The 23,491-nt window shown below is 63.2% G+C and carries 21 protein-coding genes and 1 tRNA gene; 6 read left to right on the top strand and 16 right to left on the bottom strand.

What is annotated here, in order from left to right; translation table 11 throughout:
- Positions 1–2 precede the first annotated feature (2 nt).
- The 5 genes from FHS78_RS05640 to FHS78_RS05620 form a co-directional block, all read right to left on the bottom strand.
- A complete protein-coding gene (locus tag FHS78_RS05640) occupies positions 3–608 on the bottom strand; it encodes a glutathione S-transferase family protein (RefSeq protein ID WP_167091501.1) in 606 nt (201 codons plus the stop codon).
- A 146-nt stretch (positions 609–754) separates the two neighbouring features.
- Positions 755–1,555 carry an energy transducer TonB gene (locus tag FHS78_RS19585; protein WP_167091498.1) on the bottom strand — a complete coding sequence of 267 codons (801 nt, stop codon included), beginning with the start codon at positions 1,553–1,555 and terminating at the stop codon, positions 755–757.
- A gap of 8 nt (positions 1,556–1,563) precedes the next feature.
- A complete protein-coding gene (locus FHS78_RS05630) occupies positions 1,564–1,950 on the bottom strand; it encodes an ExbD/TolR family protein (protein ID WP_167091495.1) in 387 nt (128 codons plus the stop codon).
- A complete protein-coding gene (locus tag FHS78_RS05625) occupies positions 1,947–2,363 on the bottom strand; it encodes an ExbD/TolR family protein (protein ID WP_167091492.1) in 417 nt (138 codons plus the stop codon). The genes FHS78_RS05630 and FHS78_RS05625 overlap by 4 nt, the downstream gene beginning before the upstream one ends.
- Positions 2,323–3,093 carry a MotA/TolQ/ExbB proton channel family protein gene (locus tag FHS78_RS05620; RefSeq protein ID WP_167091489.1) on the bottom strand — a complete coding sequence of 257 codons (771 nt, stop codon included), beginning with the start codon at positions 3,091–3,093 and terminating at the stop codon, positions 2,323–2,325. The genes FHS78_RS05625 and FHS78_RS05620 overlap by 41 nt, the downstream gene beginning before the upstream one ends.
- A 267-nt stretch (positions 3,094–3,360) precedes the next feature.
- On the opposite strand from FHS78_RS05620, the gene FHS78_RS05615 reads away from it, so the two are divergent.
- Positions 3,361–3,993, top strand: a complete 633-nt coding sequence (locus FHS78_RS05615; RefSeq protein WP_167091487.1) for a TetR/AcrR family transcriptional regulator — start codon at positions 3,361–3,363, stop codon at positions 3,991–3,993.
- A 6-nt stretch (positions 3,994–3,999) separates the two neighbouring features.
- On the opposite strand, the gene FHS78_RS05610 is transcribed toward FHS78_RS05615, so the two are convergent.
- On the bottom strand, positions 4,000–5,079 hold the full coding sequence (locus tag FHS78_RS05610; RefSeq protein WP_167091485.1) for a DUF2855 family protein: 1,080 nt from the start codon (positions 5,077–5,079) through the stop codon (positions 4,000–4,002).
- 15 nt (positions 5,080–5,094) lie between these two features.
- Positions 5,095–5,736 (bottom strand): hypothetical protein, encoded by a 642-nt coding sequence (locus FHS78_RS05605; protein ID WP_167091482.1) that lies wholly within the window; start codon positions 5,734–5,736, stop codon positions 5,095–5,097.
- Positions 5,737–5,874: 138 nt separating this feature from the next.
- Here FHS78_RS05605 and FHS78_RS05600 point away from each other — a divergent pair, with 138 nt between their 5' ends.
- Positions 5,875–6,906: a glutathione S-transferase N-terminal domain-containing protein gene (locus tag FHS78_RS05600; RefSeq protein WP_167091479.1), complete on the top strand. Its 1,032-nt coding sequence runs from the start codon at positions 5,875–5,877 to the stop codon at positions 6,904–6,906.
- 98 nt (positions 6,907–7,004) lie between these two features.
- Positions 7,005–10,469, top strand: a complete 3,465-nt coding sequence (locus tag FHS78_RS05595) for a glycosyltransferase (protein WP_167091476.1) — start codon at positions 7,005–7,007, stop codon at positions 10,467–10,469.
- Between the two features lie 64 nt (positions 10,470–10,533).
- Here the strand turns inward: FHS78_RS05595 and FHS78_RS05590 are convergent.
- A tRNA-Arg gene (locus FHS78_RS05590) sits at positions 10,534–10,610 on the bottom strand.
- 129 nt (positions 10,611–10,739) lie between these two features.
- Positions 10,740–11,801 (bottom strand): P1 family peptidase, encoded by a 1,062-nt coding sequence (locus FHS78_RS05585; protein WP_167091473.1) that lies wholly within the window; start codon positions 11,799–11,801, stop codon positions 10,740–10,742.
- A 97-nt stretch (positions 11,802–11,898) separates the two neighbouring features.
- On the opposite strand from FHS78_RS05585, the gene ggt reads away from it, so the two are divergent.
- Positions 11,899–13,650 carry a gamma-glutamyltransferase gene (gene ggt, locus FHS78_RS05580; RefSeq protein WP_167091470.1) on the top strand — a complete coding sequence of 584 codons (1,752 nt, stop codon included), beginning with the start codon at positions 11,899–11,901 and terminating at the stop codon, positions 13,648–13,650.
- Here ggt and glk read toward each other — a convergent pair.
- The 7 genes from glk to FHS78_RS05545 all read right to left on the bottom strand — a co-directional run bounded on the left by glk (position 13,647) and on the right by FHS78_RS05545 (position 22,461).
- Positions 13,647–14,639: a glucokinase gene (glk, locus tag FHS78_RS05575; RefSeq protein ID WP_167091467.1), complete on the bottom strand. Its 993-nt coding sequence runs from the start codon at positions 14,637–14,639 to the stop codon at positions 13,647–13,649. The genes ggt and glk overlap by 4 nt on opposite strands.
- Positions 14,636–16,033 carry an alpha,alpha-trehalose-phosphate synthase (UDP-forming) gene (gene otsA, locus FHS78_RS05570; protein WP_167091464.1) on the bottom strand — a complete coding sequence of 466 codons (1,398 nt, stop codon included), beginning with the start codon at positions 16,031–16,033 and terminating at the stop codon, positions 14,636–14,638. Before otsA ends, glk begins: the two co-directional genes overlap by 4 nt.
- A complete protein-coding gene (locus FHS78_RS05565; RefSeq protein WP_167091461.1) occupies positions 16,030–17,826 on the bottom strand; it encodes a glycoside hydrolase family 15 protein in 1,797 nt (598 codons plus the stop codon). Before FHS78_RS05565 ends, otsA begins: the two co-directional genes overlap by 4 nt.
- A gap of 36 nt (positions 17,827–17,862) precedes the next feature.
- Positions 17,863–18,603: a trehalose-phosphatase gene (gene otsB / locus FHS78_RS05560; RefSeq protein ID WP_167091458.1), complete on the bottom strand. Its 741-nt coding sequence runs from the start codon at positions 18,601–18,603 to the stop codon at positions 17,863–17,865.
- Positions 18,600–20,126, bottom strand: a complete 1,527-nt coding sequence (locus FHS78_RS05555; protein WP_167091455.1) for a sensor histidine kinase — start codon at positions 20,124–20,126, stop codon at positions 18,600–18,602. The genes otsB and FHS78_RS05555 overlap by 4 nt, the downstream gene beginning before the upstream one ends.
- Positions 20,127–20,200: 74 nt before the next feature.
- Complete coding sequence (locus tag FHS78_RS05550; protein ID WP_167091452.1) at positions 20,201–21,634, bottom strand: dihydrolipoyl dehydrogenase family protein; 1,434 nt, start codon at positions 21,632–21,634, stop codon at positions 20,201–20,203.
- A gap of 8 nt (positions 21,635–21,642) precedes the next feature.
- Positions 21,643–22,461, bottom strand: a complete 819-nt coding sequence (locus tag FHS78_RS05545; protein WP_167091449.1) for a TVP38/TMEM64 family protein — start codon at positions 22,459–22,461, stop codon at positions 21,643–21,645.
- A gap of 421 nt (positions 22,462–22,882) precedes the next feature.
- Between FHS78_RS05545 and rpmH the strand changes: the two genes are divergently transcribed.
- Entirely contained in the window at positions 22,883–23,017 is a 135-nt protein-coding gene (rpmH, locus tag FHS78_RS05540) for a 50S ribosomal protein L34 (protein WP_167091446.1), read from the top strand.
- Positions 23,018–23,078: 61 nt separating this feature from the next.
- Positions 23,079–23,483 carry a ribonuclease P protein component gene (gene rnpA / locus FHS78_RS05535; protein WP_167091443.1) on the top strand — a complete coding sequence of 135 codons (405 nt, stop codon included), beginning with the start codon at positions 23,079–23,081 and terminating at the stop codon, positions 23,481–23,483.
- Positions 23,484–23,491 lie beyond the last annotated feature (8 nt).

Raw genomic sequence — 23,491 nt, 5'->3', positions numbered from 1 at the left:
CCCTACAATTCGATCGAACGCTGGAAAGCGGGCCGCGCGCAGAGCCGCTCGTAATAGGCTGCCGTGTTGGGCTTGAAGCCGCCCTTGAAACCAAGCGTGTCTGCTAGGTAGAGCGAAAAGCCGACGCATATATCCGCGACGGTGAAACGATCCGCGCAAAGATAGTCGTGACCGTCCAGCGCGGCCTCGACGGTGCGTAGGCGCGCGAAGAACCATTGCGTGTAGTCGTCCGCCGCCTGTTTCAGGCGCCGCTCTTCCGGCTCGAGCTGCGTGTAGCGGAGCACGATGGTCTGCGGGAACGTCAGCGTGGCGTCGCTGCGATGGATCCAGTTGAGCCAGGCGCCATATTCCCTGTCGCCCGGTGTCAGCGCGAGATCGGTCGGCCCGTAGACATCCACCAGATACTGGGCAATGCCCGCCGATTCCGTCATCTCCGTTTCGCCATCCACGAAATAGGGCACGGTGCCGACCGGATTGATGTCGGTATAGCCCTCGCGCAGAAAGCGTGGCGGGAAGGGCATGGTCTCGAGTTCGTAGTCGAGACCCATTTCCTCCAGCGTCCAGAGCGGGCGCAGCGAGCGCGCGCCCTTGCAGTGATAGAGTTTCATTCCTCGCCTGCCCTTTTCGTGCCGGCTTCGGCCGGTTTTCTTATGAGCGTTTTCCTAGCATCGCGGACCGAGGATTTCACCGGCAAATTGAAACGGCACCGTGTCAGCCACAGTTGACGCAAGGGAAATATGGCGAGATGCGTGCCCTAGTGGAGTTCGAACTCGACCGGAATGCGCAAGGTGAGCGGCTTGGGCGCCATGTTTTGCGGAAAGGGCGGCAGAGGGGTCGCACGCTCCACCATCCGATCGATCTCCTTGTCGAGCAGGCTGCTGCCGGTGGACTTTTCCAGCTCCGAGGAGAGCACGGTACCCTCCGGCGAGATCACCAGGCGGAGCAGCGCCGTTCCCTCGATACCGCGCATCCTTGCCCGCATCGGATAGCGCTTCTCGCGGGCCAGCCGCGCGATAATGAGCGAACGATAGTCGGCCCGCGCGCCGGGCGCACCTCCGCCCGCATGCTGCCCGGCCCCGGCCTTACCCTGCGTTGCAATGCCCGGTTTGCCGACCTTGTCAGCCTTCACCGCGTCGGCGGTGCCGGAACGACGGTCAGGCGCCGCCGCCTTCTTGGGGGCCTCCTTCTTTTCCACCGGTTTTTGCGGCTTGGGCTTGGGCTTGGGCTTCGGTTTGGGCTCGGGTTTCGGCTTGGGCTTGGGTTTTGCTTTCGGGACCGGTTCCGGCTTCGGGGTGGGTTTTACGACCGGTTCGGGCTCGGGCTCTGGCGCGACCTCTTCCACCGGTTCCGGCTCGGGTTCCGGTTCGAGCTGCTCGCCAAGCTGCGCGCCGCCCGTGCCGGTCTGGCCGGCCAGTTCGATCATGAGGCCGCCACTGCCCGTCGCCACCGCGCCGGGCGACGGAGGACGTCCCCAGAACGCCCAGTAAAATCCGGCAAAGTGCAGGAAAACAGCCGCGACGACAAAAGCCACGATTTCATTGCGCGTCAGCGTCATGTCCGGCCCTAATTCTTCACCGTCACGAGAAATGCGCGCTTCACACCCGCTTCCCTAAGCCCGGCGAGCAACCGTCCGATCAGCCGGGCTTCCGCCTTGCCGTCGGCCGCCACGCGGACCTGCTCGGGCGGTATTGCCCCCAACGCATCGGCAAGCGTCTCTTCCGTCACATCCGCCCCGTTGAACGAGAGCTTGCCGTCCTCGCTCACGAAAAGCTCCGCCTCCCGCTTTTCCGAAGCCAGGTCGCTGGAGGATTTCGGCGGGTCCAGCGGGAAGGGCGTCGGCGCGGCAAGCTCACCCGCCACCATGAAGAAGATGAGGAGCAGGAAGACGATATTGATGAGCGGCACGACGGATTCCGTCTCCGCCAGCCGTCTGCGGCGCGTGAGCTTCATGACTTGCCCTCATCCGCCACCAGAGAGGCGGCAATACCCGCCTTGCCCGCCATGTCGAGTACGCCGATCGCCCTTTCGAGCCGCACGCCTGCCGCGGGGTCCACGATGAGGCGAGCGTCTTTCGGCAGCGATGCGAGCCGGGCGGCCAGCATATCCGCGTTCAGCGCTTCGCCATCCAGCAGCATGCCGCCATCGCCAAGCAGGCTCACGCGATGCAGATCGCCCGTCACCTGTTGCGGGGTGCCGCTATCGCTCGCGATGGCAATGTCGATGTCGTGCCAGGCCGACAGACGCGAAGCCAGCATGAAGAAGATCAGGAGAATGAAGATGACGTCGATCAGCGGTGTCAGGCTGATCCGCGCGTGGCTGCTGTTACTCGGCCGCGCGAGGCGTCGCGAGGCTGCGAGACTCATGCTCGTCTCCTTCCAGCAGATGCATGGCGGACCCGTTGTCGAAAAGACGCGAGAGCACGGTTTCCATATGGAAGGTCATGCGCTCGATGCGACGATCGAACCAGTTGACGAAAGCGGTCGCCGGAATGGCGAGGGCAAGGCCCGCGGCCGTGGTCAGCAGCGCTTCCCAGATACCGTTCGACAGGATGTGCGGATCGGCGCGCCCCTGAGCGGCGCCCAGCGCCTGGAACGCATCGATCATGCCGAGCACCGTGCCGAGCAGGCCCAGCAGAGGGGCCAGCGCGGCGATCACTTCCAGCAGACGCATATGGGAGCGGTAAGGCTCGATCGTCTCTTCCGCCTCGCGCCAGGCGCGTTCCTGCGGAACGCCGGAAAGGGCGACGGCCGCGACGCGCGCCACCGGGTCCTTCATACGAGAAAGTCGGTCGGCGGCGTCCTTGCGATTGGCGGCATCGCCCAGAATACGCTTGGTCTTGCGGGCCCCGCCCTCGCTTACACGGCGGAACTGCCACATCTTGGCGAGGATGAAGGCCGTGGCGACGACCGACATGACGATGATGATCATCAGCACCGGGCCGCCCGCGCCTACCAATGCGCTCATTTCGGCGGCGGGACCGGTTGCCTGTTCGGTCGTGGCGGTGACCGCCGCCGATGGCATATCGCCCGTGACGGCCGTCCCGGCCTGCGGCGCGGCGCTTCCCGTCGCGGCGGCATCAGTCTGGGGTTCCATCGACCTTCCTTTCAATCAACTCCGACACATCTTGCGGGGCCGGCTGCGGATTGCCGGCGCCGGCTCATGGTGCCGTCACAATAGCCTTTAATTCAAACCGGCCAATCCGTGCGTAAGGCCGCACCCGGGCCGCTTGCCCGCTTCCGGCTTGCTATACCGTATATTGATAGTCATTTGCAATGCCGACAAAATCGATCCATCGCCATCGGCCGGCCAGGCGGCATCGCCCTATAGTAAGCGGGCATAAGACGCTAGTCTGTGACCGTCATGACCAGCCAGATATCCGCTTCCCGTTCCCGCCCCGGCGCAACCGCCGCCGAAAGCCCGCCGGAAAACCCCGATGGCCGCCGGCGACGGGCCGACACATCCCGACAGCGTATCATCGAAGCCATGATGGATTTGACGAGGGCGGGCGAAGTCTCGCCCAGCGCCGAGGCCGTGGCGGTCAAGGCCGGCGTCGGACGGCGCACGGTCTTCCGGCTCTTTTCCGACATGGAAACGGTGTATCGGGAAATCCACCAGGTGATGATGGGGCGGATCGAACCGGTCTTCCGCGCGCCGCTGGAGGGCCGGAGCTGGCGTGACAGGCTGGACGCAATGATCGAGCGCCGCGCCAAGATTTTCGAGGAAATCCTGCCCTTCAAGACGGCCGCCGACACGCAACGCCATCTTTCGCCTTTCCTGCAGGAAGACCATGCCCAGCTCGCCCGGATGACGCGGCAGATGCTCGCCGACGTCCTGCCGAAGAAGATGGCGCCGGGCAGCCGGACCTTCGAGGCGCTGGATGCCGCGCTCAGCATGGAGATGTGGCAGAGGCTGCGCCACGACCAGAGCCTCTCGCCCAAGGCGGCGCGGGCGGCGATGAAGCATATGGCCGGAGCCCTCGTGCCGCGCCCCTGACGCGGCTCAGCCGAAGGACAACATGATGCCCCGGTCCGGCGCCGTTTCGCCGCGCGCCATGGACAGATAAGCCGCCTTCACCGCTTCCGCGCCTGTGCCATGCTCGATTTTCAGATGCGGCTCCATCTCCCCGGCCATGCGCGCGCACTCATCCTGCGCGCGACGCATCGCCGCGCCCGGCCCCCATTCATTGTCGCGCTTCTGGATCTGGGCGGGCGCGAAGAAGAATTCGGGCTTTGCGCCGGGCAGCTCGCCGGCATCGCGCGGGGCCTGCCAATGGGTCGCCCCGACGCCGCAGCTCGCCTTGATATTGTCCCCGAAATGACGATGCAGCGCGGCGAGAACCTTTCCGTCGCCCGACATGTCCACATAAATGCTCGGCACGGAGGCATCGAGCCCGGCGATGTCGTCATAGAGGCGGACCTCGTCATAGGTGCCGAGACTTTCCACAAAGGCCCTGTTGCGCGGCGATGTGAGGCCGGTTACGCGAATGCTGCCTTTGGCATGCGTCGCCAGCATATTGGCAAGGCCCGCGCCGGTCTTCGACGAGGCGGAACCGATGACGACCTGCTTCGCGCCGAACCAGTCATTGTCCATCAGATAGTCGTAGATGAGATAGGAAGTGGTGAAGAGCGGGAAGAACACGCAGCGCGCATCCGCCAGCGCCTTCAGCGCCGCGGGATCGTCATTGGTGACGGTGTAGCGGTTATAGACCGGCGGCAGGTCCTTGCGGTGCGGCGCCTCATCCGTGAAGCCATGCCCGGCGACCTGCCCCGGGCGCATCACCACGCTTGAGGCCATGGGCAGGAAGCCCCAGATCTCGGTTCCTTCCGGCACGCCGTCGCAGCGTGACGCCACGACCTCGCCGAAGCCCCAGACGGGCACGATGCCCCATTCGCCTTCCGTGGGAAAAAACTTCCAGTAGCCGATCATGTCGCCGGTGAGCGCATAGGTGATGTTGTTGGCGGTCAGTGCGAATTTGCGCACAGCGACTTCGATCTCGCCCTCTTCCAGCGCCCGCTCCTGCCGTGCGATCACACGGCATTCGTCGATAGCGGCACGCTTCACGTCCAGCTCCACGATCATGATGTCCTCCCTCTCTCAGACCAGCAGGATAGCAAGCTGTGCCAGCGCGGCGCATAACGCAAGCCACATCGGCACCCAGACGAACGGTGCGAGGTAGATCCGGATCACCGGTTGCGCCGGAAAGGAAAAGGTTTCCGGGAGCGCCGCGATCTTGAAGGCATGCATATCGCGGAAACGCGGATCGATCACCAGTTCCATCATGTCGCGGCGGCTGCGGTAGCGCATGAAGCCTGCCATCGTCCAGCCGGGATCGGGCGCCACGTTCCATGCATCGACATAACCGCCCACCTTGCGTGCGACGAGCGCCGGATGACCGCCCCGGACAAAAAGCGCACGCATGAACGGCCCAGTGTAACGACGAAGCAGCGCAGGGCCCGGCGCCGGCTCACCGGTTACAGGGTCCGGCACCTTGCCGGACGCCACCTTGACCAGATTGGCCATGACGAATTCGCGTCCGTCATCTTCTTCGAGAAATTGTCGGATAGCGGAGAAATCATCGAGGTTGCCGTCCTGGGCCTTAACCGCCTCCGAGATGTAGCGCTCGACCTCAGGCGGCGTCAGCTTCCCACGCCAGTTCCGATACCAGGCGAGGAAGAGCGCATAAAGCGCCAGCGCTACGAGCCATACCCAGAATCCCTGCCCCCAAAACGTCTCCATCCCGTCCTCCCCCGGCATTTTCATTATATTGGCACTTATGGTGCTATTTTCTCAAGCCGGCTTCCGGCAAAGCTTGACGCCGTGTCGCGCTTGGTGACACGCTTCGTGCCAGAAGAAGAAACGGGGAGGAAGACGACAATGACGGCAAGACCCGTTCTGCTTAGCGGCGCGCCCGGCTCGCCCTATACGCGGAAGATGCTGGCGGTGCTGCGTTACCGGCTGATCCCCTATCGTTTCCTGATCGGCGATGCGCCCGCGGCGCTCGGCCTGCCCAAGCCGAAAGTACAATTGCTGCCGACATTCTATCTGCCGAATGACAAGGGCGAGATGGAGGCCGTGGTGGATTCCACGCCGCTCATCCGCCGCTTCGAGGCGGCGTTTTCCGACCGCAAGATCGTGCCGGCCGATCCCGTGATCGAGTTTCTCGACTATCTGCTGGAAGATTTCGCCGATGAATGGCTTACCAAGGCGATGTTCCACTATCGCTGGCACTACAAGCCGGATATCGACCGCGCGGCGGCGATCCTGCCCCGCTGGCGGAACGTCACCCAAACGGAAGAAGAAGCGCTAAAGATGGGCGGGGTTTTCGCCGACCGGCAGATCAAGCGGCTTTATGTCGTCGGTTCCAACGATGTGACCGCCCCGGTGATCGAGGCGAGCTATCTGCGCATTCTCGACGCGCTGAAAGCGCATCTTGAAACCGCGCCTTACCTGATGGGCAGACGGCCCGGCGCGTCCGATTTCGGCTTTTACGGACAGCTGACCCAGCTTACCCATTTCGACCCGACGCCGATGGACGAAACGCTCAGGCGCGCGCCGCGAGTCTTCGCCTGGGTCGATATCGTGGAAGATTCATCCGGCGTCGACCCGAAGGAAGAAGACTGGATCGACCGAGGTGCAATCCCCGAAACAATCAAAAGCCTCCTCAATGAGGTCGGCCGCGTCTATGCCCCCGTCATGCTCGCCAATGCCAAAGCGCTGATGAATGACGACGACGAAGTCCGCACGGAAGTCGACGGCCGCGAATGGGTCCAGCAGCCTTTCCCCTATCAGGGAAAATGCCTTGCATGGCTCAGGGAAAAACATGCGGCGCTGAGCGCCGCCGACCGCGAGGCAGTGGATACGATCCTGGCCGGCACGGGCTGCGAGGCGTTGTTCGTGGAGAGGTAAATGAACGGCCCCGTCTGTCGATCGGTGCCATTCGGATCCTCATGAGAGGCTTCCCGAAAGATTGACAGCAGGGAGACGCATCCGCTCTGGACGGGTTGATGCATGCCGCATGCGACAAAGATTGCGAAATTCATTCAAAAATAACAGGTCTCGACCTCCGACAACGGCCAAATCACTATCCCGACCTGGCATGTCGCCTTATCTATATGACGTGGATAATGAGTCGGAAGATGAGCAAAACCTGCATTCTCGTTCTTGGTACGCATCGTTCGGGCACGAGTGCGTTTTCACGGCTCCTGAATTTGTCCGGTGCCGCGGCCCCAAAAACCTTGATGCCGCCCCAGGACGACAATGAACGCGGGTTCTGGGAATCCGAAATTATTGTCGGACTCAATGACGTACTTCTTGCAGCATGCGGCAGCGCCTGGGACGACTGGCGTGCATTCAACGCGGAAGACCGCCTGGCCGAGTATGGCCCCGATCTGGTGAAGCTGATCGCCGCGGCGATCCAGTCGGAATATGGCGATGCCGAAACGATCGTGCTCAAGGATCCTCGTATTTCGCGATTCGTTCCGCTCTATGTGGAGGCACTGGACCGCCTTGGATACGAAGCGGCGTTTCTCCACTCGCTAAGGGATCCGCGTGCCGTGGCGGCCTCCCTTGCCGCGCGCAACAAAACCCCGCCCGAACAAGCCGGCCTGCTCTGGATGCGCCATCACCTGGATGCGGAGGTCGCGACCCGGGGTCATCGCCGCGCCTTTTTCTCATACGAGGATTTGATCCGGGATTGGCGTCCGCAGGTCCAGCGGATGCGTACCGCGTTCTCTCTCCCGCCAGCCGATGGAAACGACACATATGCCGACAAGATCGAGGAATTTCTGTCGCCGCGCCTTCAGCACCATCTCGGGGATACGCCGTTCGAGGGCGTGGACGAGGAAACGGCGGCCCGGATCGACGACGTCGCGGACTTGCTGATGCGGCTGCGTTTCAATCCGTCCGATCCGACGGCGATGACAGGGCTGGACGACGCGCAGCCTTTTCTGGAGAGGATGTCGGCTCGAGAGGAAAAGGCTCAATGCGACCTTTCCGCAGAGAGAGGAAGCGAGCTCAGCGCCCTTCGCGCCGAAACGACGCGCTTGCGTTCCCAGATCGCGCTCGGGAAAGGCCTTCGGAGTTTGCAGGACACGGAAATCGGAAAACTGAACCGGGAGATCGGCTATCTCCGTGACGAGAGAATGCATCTGCGGTTCCGGTTGAGTGCCAGCGAAGCGCGCGCCGGCGAAGCATTCGAGCTTGCGCGCGAGTTCGAACAGAGTTTGCGCATGACCCGCAAACGCCCCCTCTCCGCGCTCCGTCAGCTTCTGAAGTATCGTCTGCTGCGAACCTTGTCGAAAGACGGTTGGCCGCTGCCGGGCAGGACGAAACGTCGTTTCGGAGAATCGGCGGCCAAAGTCAACCCGAAACGCTCGCAACTGGATCGACGTCTCGACGCGCTCGCAACGCCATTCAGGGGCGCCGACGACGTTACAGGTTCCGAGGCATCCGTTAGATCAATGGATGCGCTGAAAGCCGAGGTTCGTGCGGATGTCGACCGAGACCTTGCCGTGTTTCTCGCCTCGAATGCCCGTATCCGCTTTTCCCATGCGGACGAACCGCGCGTTTCGATCATTCTGGTTCTGTGGAATCAGGCCGGGCTTACCTTGCGCTGCCTACGTTCTCTCGAGGCCGAAACCGATCTCCCGTTCGAAGTCATTCTGATCGACAATGCCTCGACAGATCGCACGTCCGAACTCCTGGAGCGCATCGACAATGTGCGGCTGATTTCACATGACAAGAATATCGGATTTCTGAAAGCCGTTAATCGCGGCCTTGAAGCGGTAAGAAGCGGCCATGTGCTGTTGCTCAACAACGATGCCGTCGTAAGGCCCGGTTCGATCGCCGCGGCGGTCGAGGCCATGGAGGCAGATGGCGATGTCGGCGCCGTGGGCGGCCCGATCATATTGCCCGACGGCACGTTGCAGGAGGCCGGCAGCATTATCTGGGCCGACGGCGACTGCCTTGGATATGGCCGTGGCGACGACCCGTCAGACGGCGCCTATAATTTCCGCCGTGAAGTCGACTACTGCTCCGGCGCGTTTCTTTTGATCCGGGAAGGTGTTTTCCAGCGGCTTGGCGGCTTCGATCCGGATTTCGCTCCAGCGTATTATGAGGAAACGGACCTATGCATGCGCATCCGTCACGCCGGAATGAAAGTCATTTTCGAACCGCGCGCGGTGATCGACCATTTCGAGTTCGGGTCATCCGAAAACACCGAGCGAGCGATCGAACTTCAGAAGATCAATCGGCAAAAGTTTCTGAGGAAACATTCAAGCCAACTGCGCAATCATTTGTCTCCTCTTGCAACCACCCCCCTTCTGGCGAGGATGCGCGGCGACTGCGAACGGATCCTCTATATCGAAGACCGCATTCCGATTGTGTCGCTCGGCGCAGGCCTTCCCCGATCCAACAGCATTTTGCGCCTTATGGTTGAAGAGGGATACTTCGTGACATTCTTTCCCTCCATAGTTCCATACGAAGACTGGAGGGTTGCCCGGTCCGGCGTGCCCGAAGGCGTCGAGGTCGCAATGGGTTGGGGCCCAGCCGGCCTCGAGCAATTCCTCGAGGAGCGGAAAGGCTATTATCAGCATATCTTTATCAGCCGCCCCCACAACATGGAGGCGCTGTCGGAGGTCTACCGGCAGCGCCCCGACCTGTTTGAGGGAACGAAAGTCACATACGACGCCGAGGCGCTCTTCTCCTCGCGTACCGCGATAAAGGCCGAGATACTCGGCGACAAGGCACTGGCCGCCAAGGCCAAACATGACAAATCCCGGGAATTGGCCCTGGCCGAAACAGCCGACCAGATAACCGCGGTGACGGAAAAGGAGGCAGAGGTTTTCCGGCACGCGACCGGAAAACCAACTCATGTCATCGGCTACGCGCTCGACACCGGCCCGACGCCCGCGGCGTTTGCCCTGCGCAAGGACATTGTCTTCCTGGGCCGCCTTGAGGAGGAAGATTCGCCCAATGTCGACAGCCTGACGTGGTACGCCGAAAACGTGATGCCGCTTCTGGCGCTTTCACCGGAAAGCGATGCTTCGCTCAAGGTTGCGGGGCATAGCGGCGCCGCGAGTATTCGGGCACTCGAGACCGACGGCATAGAGCTTCTCGGCCCGGTCGACGACCTTTATTCTCTGTTCAACCAGGCCCGGGTCTTCGTCGCGCCGACACGTTTCGCCGCCGGGATCCCCCTCAAGGTTCATCATGCCGCCGCCAGCGGCGTTCCGGTCGTCGCCACCTCCGTGCTTGCCTCGCAACTTGGCTGGCGTGACGAAGAGGAGATTCTGGTCGCCGACACGCCACAGGCCTTCGCCGACGCCGTCTACCGGCTTTATAAGGATGAAGCCCTCTGGAACCGGGTCCGGCGCAATGCGTTGCGACGCATCTCGGAGGATTATTCGGTCGAACGCTTCCAGGCATCGCTGCGGGAGACGCTGTCGTCGGCTCACCAAACCGGCATTTAATGCCGCTCGGCAGAACAAATGTCCCTGACGCACTGGAGGCGTTGTTTGCATGGCGATGAAGGGATGGCGCGCCGGGGAAGATTCGAACTCCCGACCCCCAGATTCGTAGTCTGGTGCTCTATCCAGCTGAGCTACCGGCGCAACCTGACCTGACGGGCAAAAACGGCTGAAAAGCGCGGGCACCGTCGGGCGAGGCGCGTACTCATAAAGCGTCATGCGCCCGAACGCAAGTGCCCATCGCCGGGGACCTGCCCTGGGCCCTCCTCCCGCCTACCGCCCCCCGTGGCGGTCAGCCCATGAGAGGATAGCCCCCAGCGTTTCCGCCTCGAAAACGCCTCTGGCGATGGCGCGGGCCGTGCAATCGGCCGCGATGGCGCCCAGCCGGGTGATGTCGAGCGTCCGCGCCTCCGCCTCCAGCGGTTTCCGGCCCGTCGAAAGCGCGAAAACGGCATCGCCGTCCACCGGCGCATGAACAGGGCGGAGCGCGCGGGCGAAGCCGTCATGCGCCATTACGGCGATGCGGTGCATCGCCGTCGCATCGAGCGTCGCATCGGTCGCAACGATGGCGATGGTGGTGTTTTCGCGGGGCCCGGCTGCAAGTTTGGAGCCTTCCAGCGGGTCGCAGGCTGCGGGGGAAGCCTGCCCGTCCCAGCGCCTGCCGCCGAATTCGCCATCGAGCTCGAAGGGCGCGGCCCAGAAACAGTCCGTGCCGGGGATGACGGGCGAGCCGACCGCATTCACCGCGACGAGCGCACCGACGGTGATGCCGTCCGGCGTCACGGCGGAAGCGGAGCCGAGCCCGCCCTTGTAGCGCCCGGCCTGCGCGCCGAACCCCGCCCCCGCATTGCCGAGCGCGAAATCCGCACCCGCCGCCTCACAGGCCTCATAGCCCAGCGCGCGATAGGGCGGTTCCTGCACGACGCCGTGCGCCCCCTGTGCGGCCCAGTATTTCTCGCCGCCATTGGCGAGATCGAAGAGGATTGCGCCGGGAACGATGGGCGCTGTGACGGAAAGCCCCGGAAAGGCGAAACCGCGCCCCTGCCTTCCCAGCCAATGCGTGACGCCTGAAGGCGCATCGAGCCCGTAGACCGACCCACCCGACAGTACCAACGCATCGACGCGGCCTTCCAGCAAATGCCTTGGATCCAGCGCATCGCTTTCGCGCGTGCCAGGTCCGCCGCCGCGCACATCCATGGCAGCGATGCCCGGCTCGTCCGGCAACAACACGGTCACGCCGGTGCGCGCGCACGCATCTTGCGCATTGCCGATGGAAAGCCCAGCTACATCCGTAATCAGATTGCGGGGTCCCGGCGTAATCCGCGCTTCGGCCATGTAAAACTCCTGTTGGCAGACGCCGCGAGCGTGAGCGGCTAGACTGGCAAGAGCATAGCAATACCCGGCACATAAATTCAGGGGGAGGCGCGAGCCCATGCATAACTCGAGAACGGTCCCGGTGATTTTCGCCGCGCTGCTCCTCATTATCGGCGGCATTTCCTGGCAGCTCGGCAGCCATGGTCCGGAAATCGCGGCCGGGCCCTCTTCGGGCCCCTATATGATCGCCGCTGCCAACCCCGATGCGACGGCGGCTGCGCAGGAAATCATCAAGAAGGGCGGCAATGCCATCGACGCGGCCATCGCCGTTCAGGCGGTGCTGACGCTGGTGGAGCCGGAAAGTTCCGGCCTCGGCGGCGGCGCCTTCATGGTCTATTTCGACGAGGCGGCGGACAAGGTGCTGGCCTATGACGGGCGAGAGACGGCACCGGCGGGCGCGACGTCGAAGCTCTTCCTCGATGACGATGGACAACCGCTCGGTTTCCGCGATGCCGTGGTGAGCGGACGCTCGGTCGGCGTGCCGGGCGTCGTCAAGATGCTGTGGCTCGCGCATCAAAAGCACGGCGCATTGCCCTGGAGCGATCTTTTCGAACCTGCCATCCGTCTGGCCGAAAACGGTTTCGAGGTTCAGCCCAAGCTGCAGGAATGGCTGGAATGGGACCCGGTGCTGAAGGACATGCCGGTGGCGGGCGACTATTTCTACAAGACCGGCCCGGATGACAAGAAGGTTCCCTACAGGGCGGGCGAGATCATCAAGAACCCGGCCTATGCACGAACGCTGCGCGAAATCGCGGAGAAGGGGCCGGATGGGTTCTATGAAGGAGATGTGGCGCAGGCAATCGTCGATGCGGTGCAAAATGCACCTGCGAGACCCGGTACGCTGTCGCTTACCGATCTGGAAAACTATCAGGCGAAAGAGCGTGCCGCGCTTTGCCGCCCCTATCGCATCTATCGCATCTGCACCATGCCGCCGCCCACATCCGGCGGGCTCACCACGCTGCAGACGCTCGGCATTCTCGAGAGTTTCGACCTGAAGGGCATGGGCGCGATGACCGTGACGTCGATGCATTTCATCGCCGAGGCCGAAGCGCTCGCCTATGCCGACCGAGACCAGTATATCGGCGACCCGGATTTTGTGGACGTGCCGGTGGACGCGATGCTCGACCCGGAATATCTCGCCGCACGGGCGGCCCTGATCGATGCAAGCCTCTCCATGGGCAAAGCCGCGCCGGGCAATCCTGGCGAAGAGCACGCCGATAACCGGGGCGCCAATGCCGATATGTCCCAGCCGTCTACCAGCCATTTCAGCATCGTCGACCCGGACGGCAATGTGGTGTCGATGACGACCTCGGTGGAAGGACCGTTCGGGTCTCACCTGATGGCGGGCGGCATGATCCTCAACAATCAACTGACCGATTTTTCCTTCCTGCCGGAACGTGACGGCAAGCCTGTGGCAAATGCCGTGGCGCCGGGCAAAAGGCCGCGCTCTTCCATGGACCCGGTAATCGTTTTCGACGAGGACGGCGGCTTCCATGCCGCCATCGGCTCGCCCGGCGGTTCCAGAATCATCAACTATGTGAACCAGTCGCTCATCGCCATGCTGGACTGGAACATGGATGTGCCCGCGGCCATCGGCCTGCCGCATTTCATGGACCGGAACGGCCCGTTGGAAATCGAGAAGAACACGGCGCTCGAACAGAAGATCCCCGAATTCGAGCAGCTCGGCCACGAGGTAAAGGTCGAACGGATGATGAGCGGTCTACACGGCATTCTGGTGATGCCGGACGGCTCCTACAATGGAGGCGCGGATCCGCGCCGCGACGGCAATGTGGTGAGCGGCACGCGCTAGCGTGCCGCCTCCCGCGCGGCGGCGGCGAGGCCGAAGAAGGCCGGCTCCTCCGCCAGAATGACATGGACGGGGAAGCGGGCCAGATGCTCCGCGAAACGGCCCTTTGCCTCGAAACGGCGGCGGAACTGCGCTTCGTCGAACAGTCCGCTGCCCGACCCGACCCAGCCGGGCACGATCCCGCCACCGATATAGACGCCGCCGCTCGCCCAGAGCGTCAGCGCGAGATTGCCCGCGACCGAACCGAGCCAGCCGCAAAAAAAGGATACCGCCTCGCCGCAGAGCGGGCATGAGCCGTCTCCGGCGCGGGCCGCCACATCTTCCGGCGTCAGCCCCACTTCGACCGGGCGGCGGCGCAGTTCGCCCAGCACCTCATACAGGGAAACAAGGCCCGGCCCCGACAGAACGCGCTCGACGGAAACCCGGCCGAAGCGGGCCATGAAGCGGCGCAATATCTCGATCTCGAATTCATCCGTTGCCGGAAGGTCGACATGGCCGCCCTCACCGGGCACGGGGATATAGCGTGTGCCGTCATGCACCAGCGAGGCGACGCCGAGCCCGGTGCCCGCGCCCAGCACCGCGACAGGCCGCCCCGCTTCCGCCACGCCGCCGCCCACCGCGTGCAGCGCCTCAACCGGCAGTTCAGGGACGGCGAGCGCCAGCGCGGTGAAATCGTTGATCAGGCGCGGATGGGCGCAGCCGCTGACCCTCTCAATCGCGTCGCTCGAAATATCCCAGGGACAATTCGTCATGCGGATACGGGCCGTCTCCCCATCCGACAAGAGGGGCCCTGCTGCGCAAATAGCGGCTGCGTCCAGCGCCGGCCCCTGGATGTCGGACAGGAAACGTGACAGCGCATCTTCCAGGGAGCGGTAGTCGGCGGTGGCAAAACTCGCCTTGTGCCGCAGGGCAAGCGACTGGCCGTCGCCCTCCTCGGCGAGCGCAAAGCGGGCGTTGGTGCCGCCTATGTCTCCCAGCAGATAGCGCTTCATGAAGGCCGTTCCGCATTTCTGTGCATCGGCGCCTCATGTTCCAGCGTGGCGAGAAAGCTGTCGCGCCAATAGGCGACGTCGTCCCGCTGCAAGCCGTCGAACAGTGCCTGGAATCTCTCCTTGCGCTCTTCGAGGCTCATATAGCGCGCATTCTGAATAGCGTCGGCCACTTCCTTGATGTCGTAAGGATTGACGGCAATCGCCTCCGGCATCTGATAGATGGCACCCGCGAACCGCGAAAGGATGAGGACGCCCGGATTTTCCGGGTTTTGCGCGGCCACATATTCCTTGGCGACGAGGTTCATACCGTCGCGCAGCGGCGTGATCAGGCCGATCTTGCTGGCCCGGTAAAGGCCCGCGAGCGAGCGGCGCGCAAAGGCGCGATTGATATAGCGCAGCGGCGTCCAGTCGAATTCGCCATATTGCCCGTTGATATGCCCGGAAAGCCCTTCCAGTTCCTGGCGCATTTCCCGATAGGCCTGCACGTCGCCGCGCGATGTGGGCGCAATCTGGAGATAGACCAGTTCGCCGCGGGCATCGGGATAATCGTCCAGCAACCGCTCGAAGGCCTGGAAGCGTTCGGGCAATCCCTTCGTATAGTCGAGACGGTCCACGCCGATCATCTGGGCGCGGCCGCGCAGACCCCGCACCGCCTTTTCGTACTGACGGCGCGCATCCTCCGAATCTGCCGCCATCTTCGCGAAACCGTCCGTATCGATGCCGATGGGAAAGGCGCGTGCAATGATGGTCCGGCCGAAACAGGTCACCCGGTCGCCCTCGACATGCCCTCCCGCCTCGCGCACCACAAAATCGCAGAAGCGTTCCAGATCGCGCGAGGTCTGGAAGCCCAGCACGTCATAGGCAAAGAGCCCGCGCACCAGCGCATCATGGTTCGGCAGCGTGGCGAGCACTTCGGGCGAGGGAAACGGGATGTGCAGGAAAAAGCCGATGGCCTGTTCCGCCCCCATCTGGCGCAGTTCGTTGCCGAAGGCAAGGAAGTGATAGTCGTGCACCCAGATCGTGTCGTCTTCGCGCAGCAAGGGAAAGAGGCCGCTGGCAAATTTCGCATTCACCCGCCGATAGCCTTCATAGTAGCGGCGGTCGAAGGCGGTGAGGTCTATGCGGTAGTGAAAGAGCGGCCAGAGGCAGCGATTGGCGAAGCCGTTGTAATAATCGTCATATTCGTCTTCGGTGAGATCGGCCGTGGCCAACTGCAAGGCTCCGGCCTGTTCGACCTTGACGCCGGCGCTCTGATTGTTGGTGTCGCCGCTCCATCCGTACCAGAGGCCGCCACGGGCCCGCAGCGCATCCACCAGCGCCACGGCAAGGCCACCCGCCCGCGCCGCATCGCGCACCGGGCCGACGCGGTTGGAGACGATGACAAGCCGGCTCATACCTCTTCCTCCCATTTCCGGCTCAGCCGCATGGCGGCATTGATGATGCCGACCAAAGAATAGGTCTGGGGATAATTACCCCACAGCTCGCCGGTTGCCGGATCTGTATCCTCCGAAAGCAATCCCAGCGAATTGCGGCAGGACAAAATGCTTTCGAAAATTTCGCGGGCCTCGTCCGTCCGGCCCACGCGGGCAAGCGCGTCGATGTACCAGAAAGTGCAGATATTGAAGGCATTTTGCGGCATACCGAAATCGTCTGCGCTGGCATATCGGAACATATGATTACCACGCCGGAGCGACTTCTCGATGGCCTCCAGCGTACCGACAAAACGCTTGTCGTCCGGGCTGATGAAATTCACCTCGGCCATCAGCAAGAGGCCGGCGTCGAGTGCTTCGCCCTCGAAACTTTCCACGAAGGCGCCTTTTTCCTCGCTCCAGGCGCGGGTGCAGATCGTCCGATGGATTTCGTCGGCAAGACCGCGCCAATGGGTTGCACGGTCTTCGAGCCCCATATGCGCGGCGATCCGCGCAAGCCGGTCGCAGGCCGCCCAGCACATCAGGCTCGACGAGGTATGGGTGCGCGCCCGCGTTCTGAGTTCCCACATGCCGGCGTCAGGCACATTGTGCATCGCATAGGCCCGCTCGCCGACCTTTTCATAGGCCTCGAACTCCGCAAGGCTGCCCGGACGCAGCAGACGATCGTCGAAAAAACTCTGCGCGGCGGCAAGCACGACATTGCCATAGACGTCGTGCTGCAGATGCTCATAGGCCTGATTGCCGCGGCGTACCGGCCCCATGCCCCGATAGCCTGGCAGCGTATCCACGATATGCTCGGTCAGGTCCGTTTCGAGGCCGATCCCGAAGACGGGCTGCAAGTGGCCGTCTTCGGCGCCACCGACCACATTGCCGAGATAGCGGAGATAATTCTCCATGGTTTCGACTTCGGCGAGCGAGTTCAGCGCGCGGATCACGAAGAAAGCGTCGCGCAGCCAGCAGAAACGATAATCCCAGTTGCGCCCGCTATCGGCAGCTTCCGGAATGCTCGTCGTCATGGCCGCGACGATGGCGCCGGTTTCCTCATAACAACAAAGTTTCAGCGTGATCGCGGCTCGGATGACGGCCTGCTGCCATTCCAGCGGCAGCGCCAGGCGGCGCACCCATTGGCGCCAATAGGTCTCCGTGTCCTCTTCGAATTTCCGCGCGGTTTCTTCTATGCCGTCGGAAAGGGTTTCGTCCGGACCGAGAATGAAGCTCACTGGCGTCTTGAGCTGGAAAGAAGTTTCGTCCAGCACATAGGTGATCGGCGCGTTGGTGGTGAGGCGCAGAACGAGACCGGAATGCATGAAACGCGCATGGTTGGAGCCGCGCGTCACCGTGGGTGCGATCTTGCCGTAGTTGAAGCCGGGACGGAGCCGGACCTTGATGCGCGGCGTACCGCTGACGGGCCGCACACGGCGGACCAGCGACATGGGCTGGAACATGCGGCCACGCGTGGCGAAACGCGGCGCGAAGTCGGTGATCTCTATCGCATTGCCATGGTCGTCGGAGATAGTGGTGACGAGGATCGCGGTGTTGGTGCGATATTCCCGGGTGACGCTTTTCTGGCCGACCAGGGAGATCTCCCAAAACCCCCTGTCCCCCTCATTATCGCCTTCCTGCTTGCCGTTCAGGAGATCGTGAAAGACGGGATCGCCGTCGAAGCGAGGCAGACAGCACCAGACGATCCGGCCCTCCTCGTCGATCAATGCACCAAAGCTGCCATTTCCGATGACACCGAGATCGAGCGACGACAAGAGATCCTCCTGGAAACACAGATACAGAACGACGCCCTAAGGCGACAATACGGATGCTACATGCTTCAACCAGTTTATGAAGCCCCGGACATCATCCATCCGGTAGCGGGCGAGCGTATCGCCATCGGCGATCTTGATCGATATGCCGCCCAGCGCGTTGACGATACGGAATCCGTCTTCATCCGTCGTGTCGTCGCCCGCAAAAACGGGTACGCGCCCCGAAAAGGGCGGCTCCTTCATCATGGTTTCTATGGCATGACCCTTGTTCACACGCGCGGGCTTTGCCTCCAGCACCATTTTGCCCTTCAGCACATGGATACCATCGAGGTCGGCCGTCGCCTCCGCCATCAGGCGCGCGCAATCGGCTGCCCTGTCGGGCGCCTGGCGAAAATGCAGCGCCAGCGCGCCCGGCTTTTCCTCCAGCAGGAGGCGATCGTCGGCGGCGACGAAACCGGCAAGGCGCGCCTTGAGCCGCGCAACAAGCAGCGCCTCCGCGGGCGGGTGAACGGTGGCGCCGGGGCGCTCGCGCAGTTCCAGCCCATGGACGCCCGCGGCAGGCAAGCGGACCCCCAGATGACGGTCAAGCTCGGCAAGCGTGCGGCCGGAGACGACGGCGAGCGCTCCGTCGAGCTCCAAAAAGATCGCCTCCAGAAGTCCCGGCAGGTCAGGATCGATGCGCACGGCGTCAGGATGCGGTGCAAGCTCGGTCAGCGTACCGTCGAAATCGAGAAAGAGCGCCCAGTCGTGGGACGGCACAGGCAGATCGATATCGTTCACGTTCGCACCGTCCCGTCGGCTTCCATCTCGCAGATCTCTTCCGCCTTCTCGCACTCCACATCCGACCCGCCACCATCGGGGATACAGATGCGGAAGACGGTACCGGAGGCGTCCGACTTCACGAGGTCGATATGCCCTCCATGAGCGCGCACCAGCTCATCGGCAATGGCAAGGCCCAGACCGCTGCCACCCGCCCGCGCACTGCCCGAAAAGGGCTCGAAAAGATGCTCCCTCGCCTTTTCCGGCAGGCCGGGTCCGTTGTCCGACAGATAGATATGCACATGATCCTTGCAGCGCCGGGCGGCGAGCCGGATTTCACCATCGGCGCGTCCGCATTCGCCCAGCGCCTGCGTCGCATTGCGCACGAGGTTCAGCAATACGCGGAAAAGCTGGTCGGGATCGGCATCGACCTCCAGATCGTCCGGGACGCGATCGATCCAGCCGATCGCGAGCTTTTCGGGAATCGCGGCCTCTGCGATCTCGTTTGCGAAGGACGCGAGGCGGACACGCTGTCGCTGTGGCAGCTCTTCCTTGGCGCGGCCGAATTTGAGCGTTTCGGTGCAAAGCTGGATCGCACGGTCGATGGATGAAAAAAGACGCGGCGCCAGTTTCTGCACCGTCGGGTCGTCGACCGCGCCGAGACGGTCGGAGATAAGCTGCACGCTCGCGAGAATATTGCGCAGGTCGTGATTGATCTTGCTCACCGCGCCGCCCAGCGCGGCCAGGCGCGCCTTCTGATTGAGGGTCGCGCGGATTTCGGACTGCATGGCCGCGAGTTCGCGCTCGGCCACACCGATTTCATCCAGACGGCCGGAGGGCAGGATAACGCGGCGTGCATCCTCCGGGTTCTGACGAAACGAGACCATATGATGTGTAATCCGGCGCATGGGCCGCACCATTAGAACATGCAGCGCGAGATAGACAAGCCCGGCGGTGATGACGGAAATCACGAGGGACAACCAAAAGATATTCGCACCATAGTGAAGCATGGCAATCCGCAGCGGCGTCTCGTCCAGAACGATTTCGATCGACTCGCCGGCCGCATAGTTCGGCTTGCTCATCACACGAATGGTACGCCCGTCCTTCGCCAGCAATGTTCCAAAAGCATCCACCACCAGCGAAAAGGGCGTTGCCTTTTGAAGGTCGTAATAGGCATCGACCTTTGGCGGCATGCTTTCGCTCAACAGGAGCTTGCGCGCATCGGTCCGGTGCAGCACCACGAGGAATATCTGGGCATTGCGCAGAAGTTCCTCGCGCAGCTCCGGCGACACCATGTTGTCGGGGGTCGCTTCCAGCGAGAGAGAGGCGATCTGCGCGGCGGAGGCGCGCTGGTCGAGCCATGTCTTGCGGAAATTGGCAATGGACGGGACGAAGATCAGCACTTCGGCCAGCATGACGAAAAGCACCGTCATCACCAGAAGCCGGAAGGAGAGACTGGCGCGCAGCGGGCGCAATACCGGCCCGGCGACATGACGCAGGGCGCCGGGCTTGCCGCCTTCGTCCTTTCCCGCCCTGGCCTTCATTCCGTTCCCTCGATCATGACCTGCACCGCCGCGCCTACGTTCTTATCGTATACGCAAACGGCGCCGGGACGGAATCAGCCGAACCAGGAAAGGAAGCGGACCAGCGCCTTCGTTCTGGGCCCGAACAAGGTGGAGGTATAGTAGGAGCCGGCCACGCGCTTGGTGATTTCCGAATAGGTCGGATAGGGAACCACATAGCCTGCCATCGCGGAGAGCTTCAGCCCCTGCTGCATGGCCATCACCCATGGCAGGATGAGTTCACCTGCATGGGGTCCCACAATGGTCGCGCCGAGAACGCGGGCATGGCCGTCGATGACGATCTTGATCGCCCCCTCGGTTCGCCTGTCGGCCTGGGCCCGGTCGTTCTCTGCCAGATGCCAGCGAAGGGCGCTGATTTTCGAATGATGCTTGCGTGCTTCTGCCTCGGTTTCACCGACATGGGCGAGTTCGGGATCGGTATAGGTCACATGGGGGATCGCCGAATGATCGACACGGGCGGGCACGCGAAAAAGCGCGTTCCGGATGACGAGCCCGGCGTGATAGCCAGCCACATGGGTGAATTGCGGTCCGCCGGCCACATCGCCGATGGCGAAAATCTTCTTGTTGGTAGTCCTAAGCCTGTCGTCGACGGTGATTCCGCGCGGGGTGTAGTCCACGCCCGCCTCCTCAAGCCCCATGTCCTCCACATTCGGCGTGCGGCCGGTCGCAACCAAAAGATGCGAGCCGGAGACCGACGTCTCCCTGCCGTCGCAGGAATAGGCGACATCGACCGAGCCCGCGCCGCCGGAGACGCGCAAGACCCTGGCCTCTTCGATCAGCGTCACGCCTTCCCGGCGCAAATTATCGGCGACGATCGCGGCAAGTTCCGGATCGTCGCGGCCCAGCACGCTCGCACCTTCGATCACCGTCACCTCGGCGCCCAGCCGGCGATGCGCCTGCGCCATTTCCATGCCGATGGGCCCGCCGCCGATGACGATGAGGTGTTTCGGACACTCGGTCAGATCGAAAATGGTTTCGTTGGTATAGACGGGCGTTTCCGCCAGGCCGGGAATGGGCGGCATGGCGGCGCGCGAGCCCGTGGCAATCACGAAGCGCCGGGCCTGTATTTCCCTGTACCCCGCCACGAGCAGCCGCTCGCCGGTAAAGCGGGCATGGTCCTGGATGACGGTGACGCCGAGGCCCTCGAAACGCGCCACGGAGTCCATCGGCGCAATGGAAGCGATCACCCCCTGCACATGGTCGTGGACGCGGGCGAAATCGATGGCAGGCTGCGCCGCGGCCACGCCGAACGCATCCCCCGAACGCATCGTCTGTGCATGACCAGCGGCCGCCAGCAGCGCCTTGGACGGCACGCAGCCCGTATGAAGGCAATCGCCGCCCATGGCGCCGTTTCTCACCGCCTTTTCCACCAGCACGGTGCGCGCGCCCATCTGGGCGGCGCCGGCGGCGACGGAAAGCCCGGCGGACCCGGCGCCTATGACGCAAATATCGGCTTTTATTCTTTCCATTCCGGCTCCTACTCGGCGGCGCCGCGGTTCCGCCAGCGGCGGAGAAGCGGCGGGATCAACGCCACCACGCCCAGCGCGGCAAAGGCGATGACGATCTCATTGGTCAGCAAGGCCCCGGGGTCGAGTTCAAAGCGGCATGCCGCCCCTGCCCCTTGCGTGGCCACGCATTCGCGATAGGCCTCCTGCTGGACCTCGATGATGGAATCGAGCCCCGCCCCCAGCCAAGCAAAGGCGAAGGTGCCGGGGATTATGCCGAAAAACGTGGCCAGTACGTAAGTGCGCAGTGGAACGCCCAGAACGGCCGGAACCAGATTGACCACGGCAAAGGGAAAGGCAGGCACCAGGCGCAGGAAGAGCAGGTAGGACATGGCATCTTCCTGAAAGCCCTTCCGCAGCTTCGAAAGCCACGGCCCTGCCCGGGCCGCGAGCGGCTCGCCCAGAGAGGTTCTGGCGATCAGATAGATGATGGTTGCCCCGATCGTTGCCCCGACGACGGTAGCCGTTCCCCCTATGACGGGGCCGAAGAGAAAGCCGCCCGTAATGGTCAAAAGCGCGCCCGCCGGCAGCGAGAGCGCTGTCACGACAATATAGATGACGGTATAGGCCAGGGCCGCCAGCAGGAAATTGTCGCGCACGAAGCCTGTCAGGGCCGCCCGGTTCTCCGCCACCTGGCGCAGCGAGAAATACTCGTCGAGGCCCGACCAGAAGGCGAGTGCGACAAGCGCTACCAGGACGGCAAGCGGCAGGAGCCGCCGCCAGACCGCGCGGGGCTTTGCCGGCGCTGACTCTGCCGGCGCTGACAGAACCGGATCGGGCGGAGATACCATGGATTTCTCGCTTTTGAGGGTCTCGGGAGAGCAATGCGAAGGCCGGACAGCCCAAAGAACATTTCAGGAACTTTCGGAGCCTGAACCGATCCGTGTCTGTCCATCGCCAGAAGGTAGCGGGAAATCGGCCGTTGCGAAGGCCCCTTCACCTGAATGTGAGAGGAGTTCATAGTGCTTGAACGCGGGCGGGCGGGCGCTCCGGCGTTGACTTCCGCCCCCTGTTTCGCTTATACACCGCGCCAACCAGCCGTTTGGCGGCAACCGCCTGCGGCTCTTGTTGTTCATGGCCCATCTCAAGACCCGATGACGGCCCTACCGTCTGACGGGGACGACAGCGCCGGCTCCGATTTCGGGACCGGCCGCGGCGGCCCCGGGGAACCCTTTTTTCGGGGGTTTCCGTCAGATATGCCGGAGAAGAAACGTGAAACGCACTTATCAACCGAGCAAGCTCGTCCGCAAGCGCCGTCACGGTTTCCGTGCGCGCAAGGCCACGATCGGCGGCCGCAAGGTGCTGGCCGCCCGTCGCGCAAAGGGGCGCAAGCGGCTTTCCGCTTGAACCGACTGCGGTGACGAGCGTCGTTGCGCCATTTCAGGGGATTTCCTCTCCGAAGGCGCCCATGGACGCCATGATGGACCGTCTCAGACGCCGCCGCGAGTTTCTGACTGTCGCGAGAGGCCGCAAATGGGCCGCGCCGGGGCTTGTCCTGCAGGCGCATAAGCGCAGCGACGCCGACCCGCTTCGGGTCGGCTACACAGTGACCAAGAAGGTGGGCACAGCCGTGACGCGCAACCGGGCAAAGCGACGATTGCGCGCGGCAGCTGCCGAAATCCTTCCTTCCCTTGGAAAACCCGGTTACGACTACGTCCTGATAGGCCGGACGGGAACGCTGACGCGTGCCTGGCCCGACCTTCTGGAGGATTTGCGCGTGGCGCTTGCCCGCGTCCATTCGGCGCGCCGCTCCGTATCGCCGCAAGGCGGCAAGGCGGACAAACAGCGCCCAGCCAAAAACGTGGAAAAGTAGGAAGCCTG

It is taken from the genome of Parvibaculum indicum, from assembly GCF_011762095.1.
Classification (GTDB): domain Bacteria; phylum Pseudomonadota; class Alphaproteobacteria; order Parvibaculales; family Parvibaculaceae; genus Parvibaculum; species Parvibaculum indicum.
The sequence above is the reverse complement of the archived record's forward strand: the minus strand, read 5'-3'. Positions and strand labels throughout refer to the sequence as shown.

What these genes read in the sequence shown, in the direction of transcription:
- FHS78_RS05640 (WP_167091501.1), bottom strand. Translation starts at nt 608, where the DNA reads ATGAAACTCTATCACTGCAAGGGCGCGCGCTCGCTGCGCCCGCTCTGG.
- FHS78_RS19585 (WP_167091498.1), bottom strand. Translation starts at nt 1,555, where the DNA reads ATGACGCTGACGCGCAATGAAATCGTGGCTTTTGTCGTCGCGGCTGTT.
- FHS78_RS05630 (WP_167091495.1), bottom strand. Translation starts at nt 1,950, where the DNA reads ATGAAGCTCACGCGCCGCAGACGGCTGGCGGAGACGGAATCCGTCGTG.
- FHS78_RS05625 (WP_167091492.1), bottom strand. Translation starts at nt 2,363, where the DNA reads ATGAGTCTCGCAGCCTCGCGACGCCTCGCGCGGCCGAGTAACAGCAGC.
- FHS78_RS05620 (WP_167091489.1), bottom strand. Translation starts at nt 3,093, where the DNA reads ATGGAACCCCAGACTGATGCCGCCGCGACGGGAAGCGCCGCGCCGCAG.
- FHS78_RS05615 (WP_167091487.1), top strand. Translation starts at nt 3,361, where the DNA reads ATGACCAGCCAGATATCCGCTTCCCGTTCCCGCCCCGGCGCAACCGCC.
- FHS78_RS05610 (WP_167091485.1), bottom strand. Translation starts at nt 5,079, where the DNA reads ATGATCGTGGAGCTGGACGTGAAGCGTGCCGCTATCGACGAATGCCGT.
- FHS78_RS05605 (WP_167091482.1), bottom strand. Translation starts at nt 5,736, where the DNA reads ATGGAGACGTTTTGGGGGCAGGGATTCTGGGTATGGCTCGTAGCGCTG.
- FHS78_RS05600 (WP_167091479.1), top strand. Translation starts at nt 5,875, where the DNA reads ATGACGGCAAGACCCGTTCTGCTTAGCGGCGCGCCCGGCTCGCCCTAT.
- FHS78_RS05595 (WP_167091476.1), top strand. Translation starts at nt 7,005, where the DNA reads ATGCATGCCGCATGCGACAAAGATTGCGAAATTCATTCAAAAATAACA.
- FHS78_RS05585 (WP_167091473.1), bottom strand. Translation starts at nt 11,801, where the DNA reads ATGGCCGAAGCGCGGATTACGCCGGGACCCCGCAATCTGATTACGGAT.
- ggt (WP_167091470.1), top strand. Translation starts at nt 11,899, where the DNA reads ATGCATAACTCGAGAACGGTCCCGGTGATTTTCGCCGCGCTGCTCCTC.
- glk (WP_167091467.1), bottom strand. Translation starts at nt 14,639, where the DNA reads ATGAAGCGCTATCTGCTGGGAGACATAGGCGGCACCAACGCCCGCTTT.
- otsA (WP_167091464.1), bottom strand. Translation starts at nt 16,033, where the DNA reads ATGAGCCGGCTTGTCATCGTCTCCAACCGCGTCGGCCCGGTGCGCGAT.
- FHS78_RS05555 (WP_167091455.1), bottom strand. Translation starts at nt 20,126, where the DNA reads ATGAAGGCCAGGGCGGGAAAGGACGAAGGCGGCAAGCCCGGCGCCCTG.
- FHS78_RS05550 (WP_167091452.1), bottom strand. Translation starts at nt 21,634, where the DNA reads ATGGAAAGAATAAAAGCCGATATTTGCGTCATAGGCGCCGGGTCCGCC.
- FHS78_RS05545 (WP_167091449.1), bottom strand. Translation starts at nt 22,461, where the DNA reads ATGGTATCTCCGCCCGATCCGGTTCTGTCAGCGCCGGCAGAGTCAGCG.
- rnpA (WP_167091443.1), top strand. Translation starts at nt 23,079, where the DNA reads ATGGACGCCATGATGGACCGTCTCAGACGCCGCCGCGAGTTTCTGACT.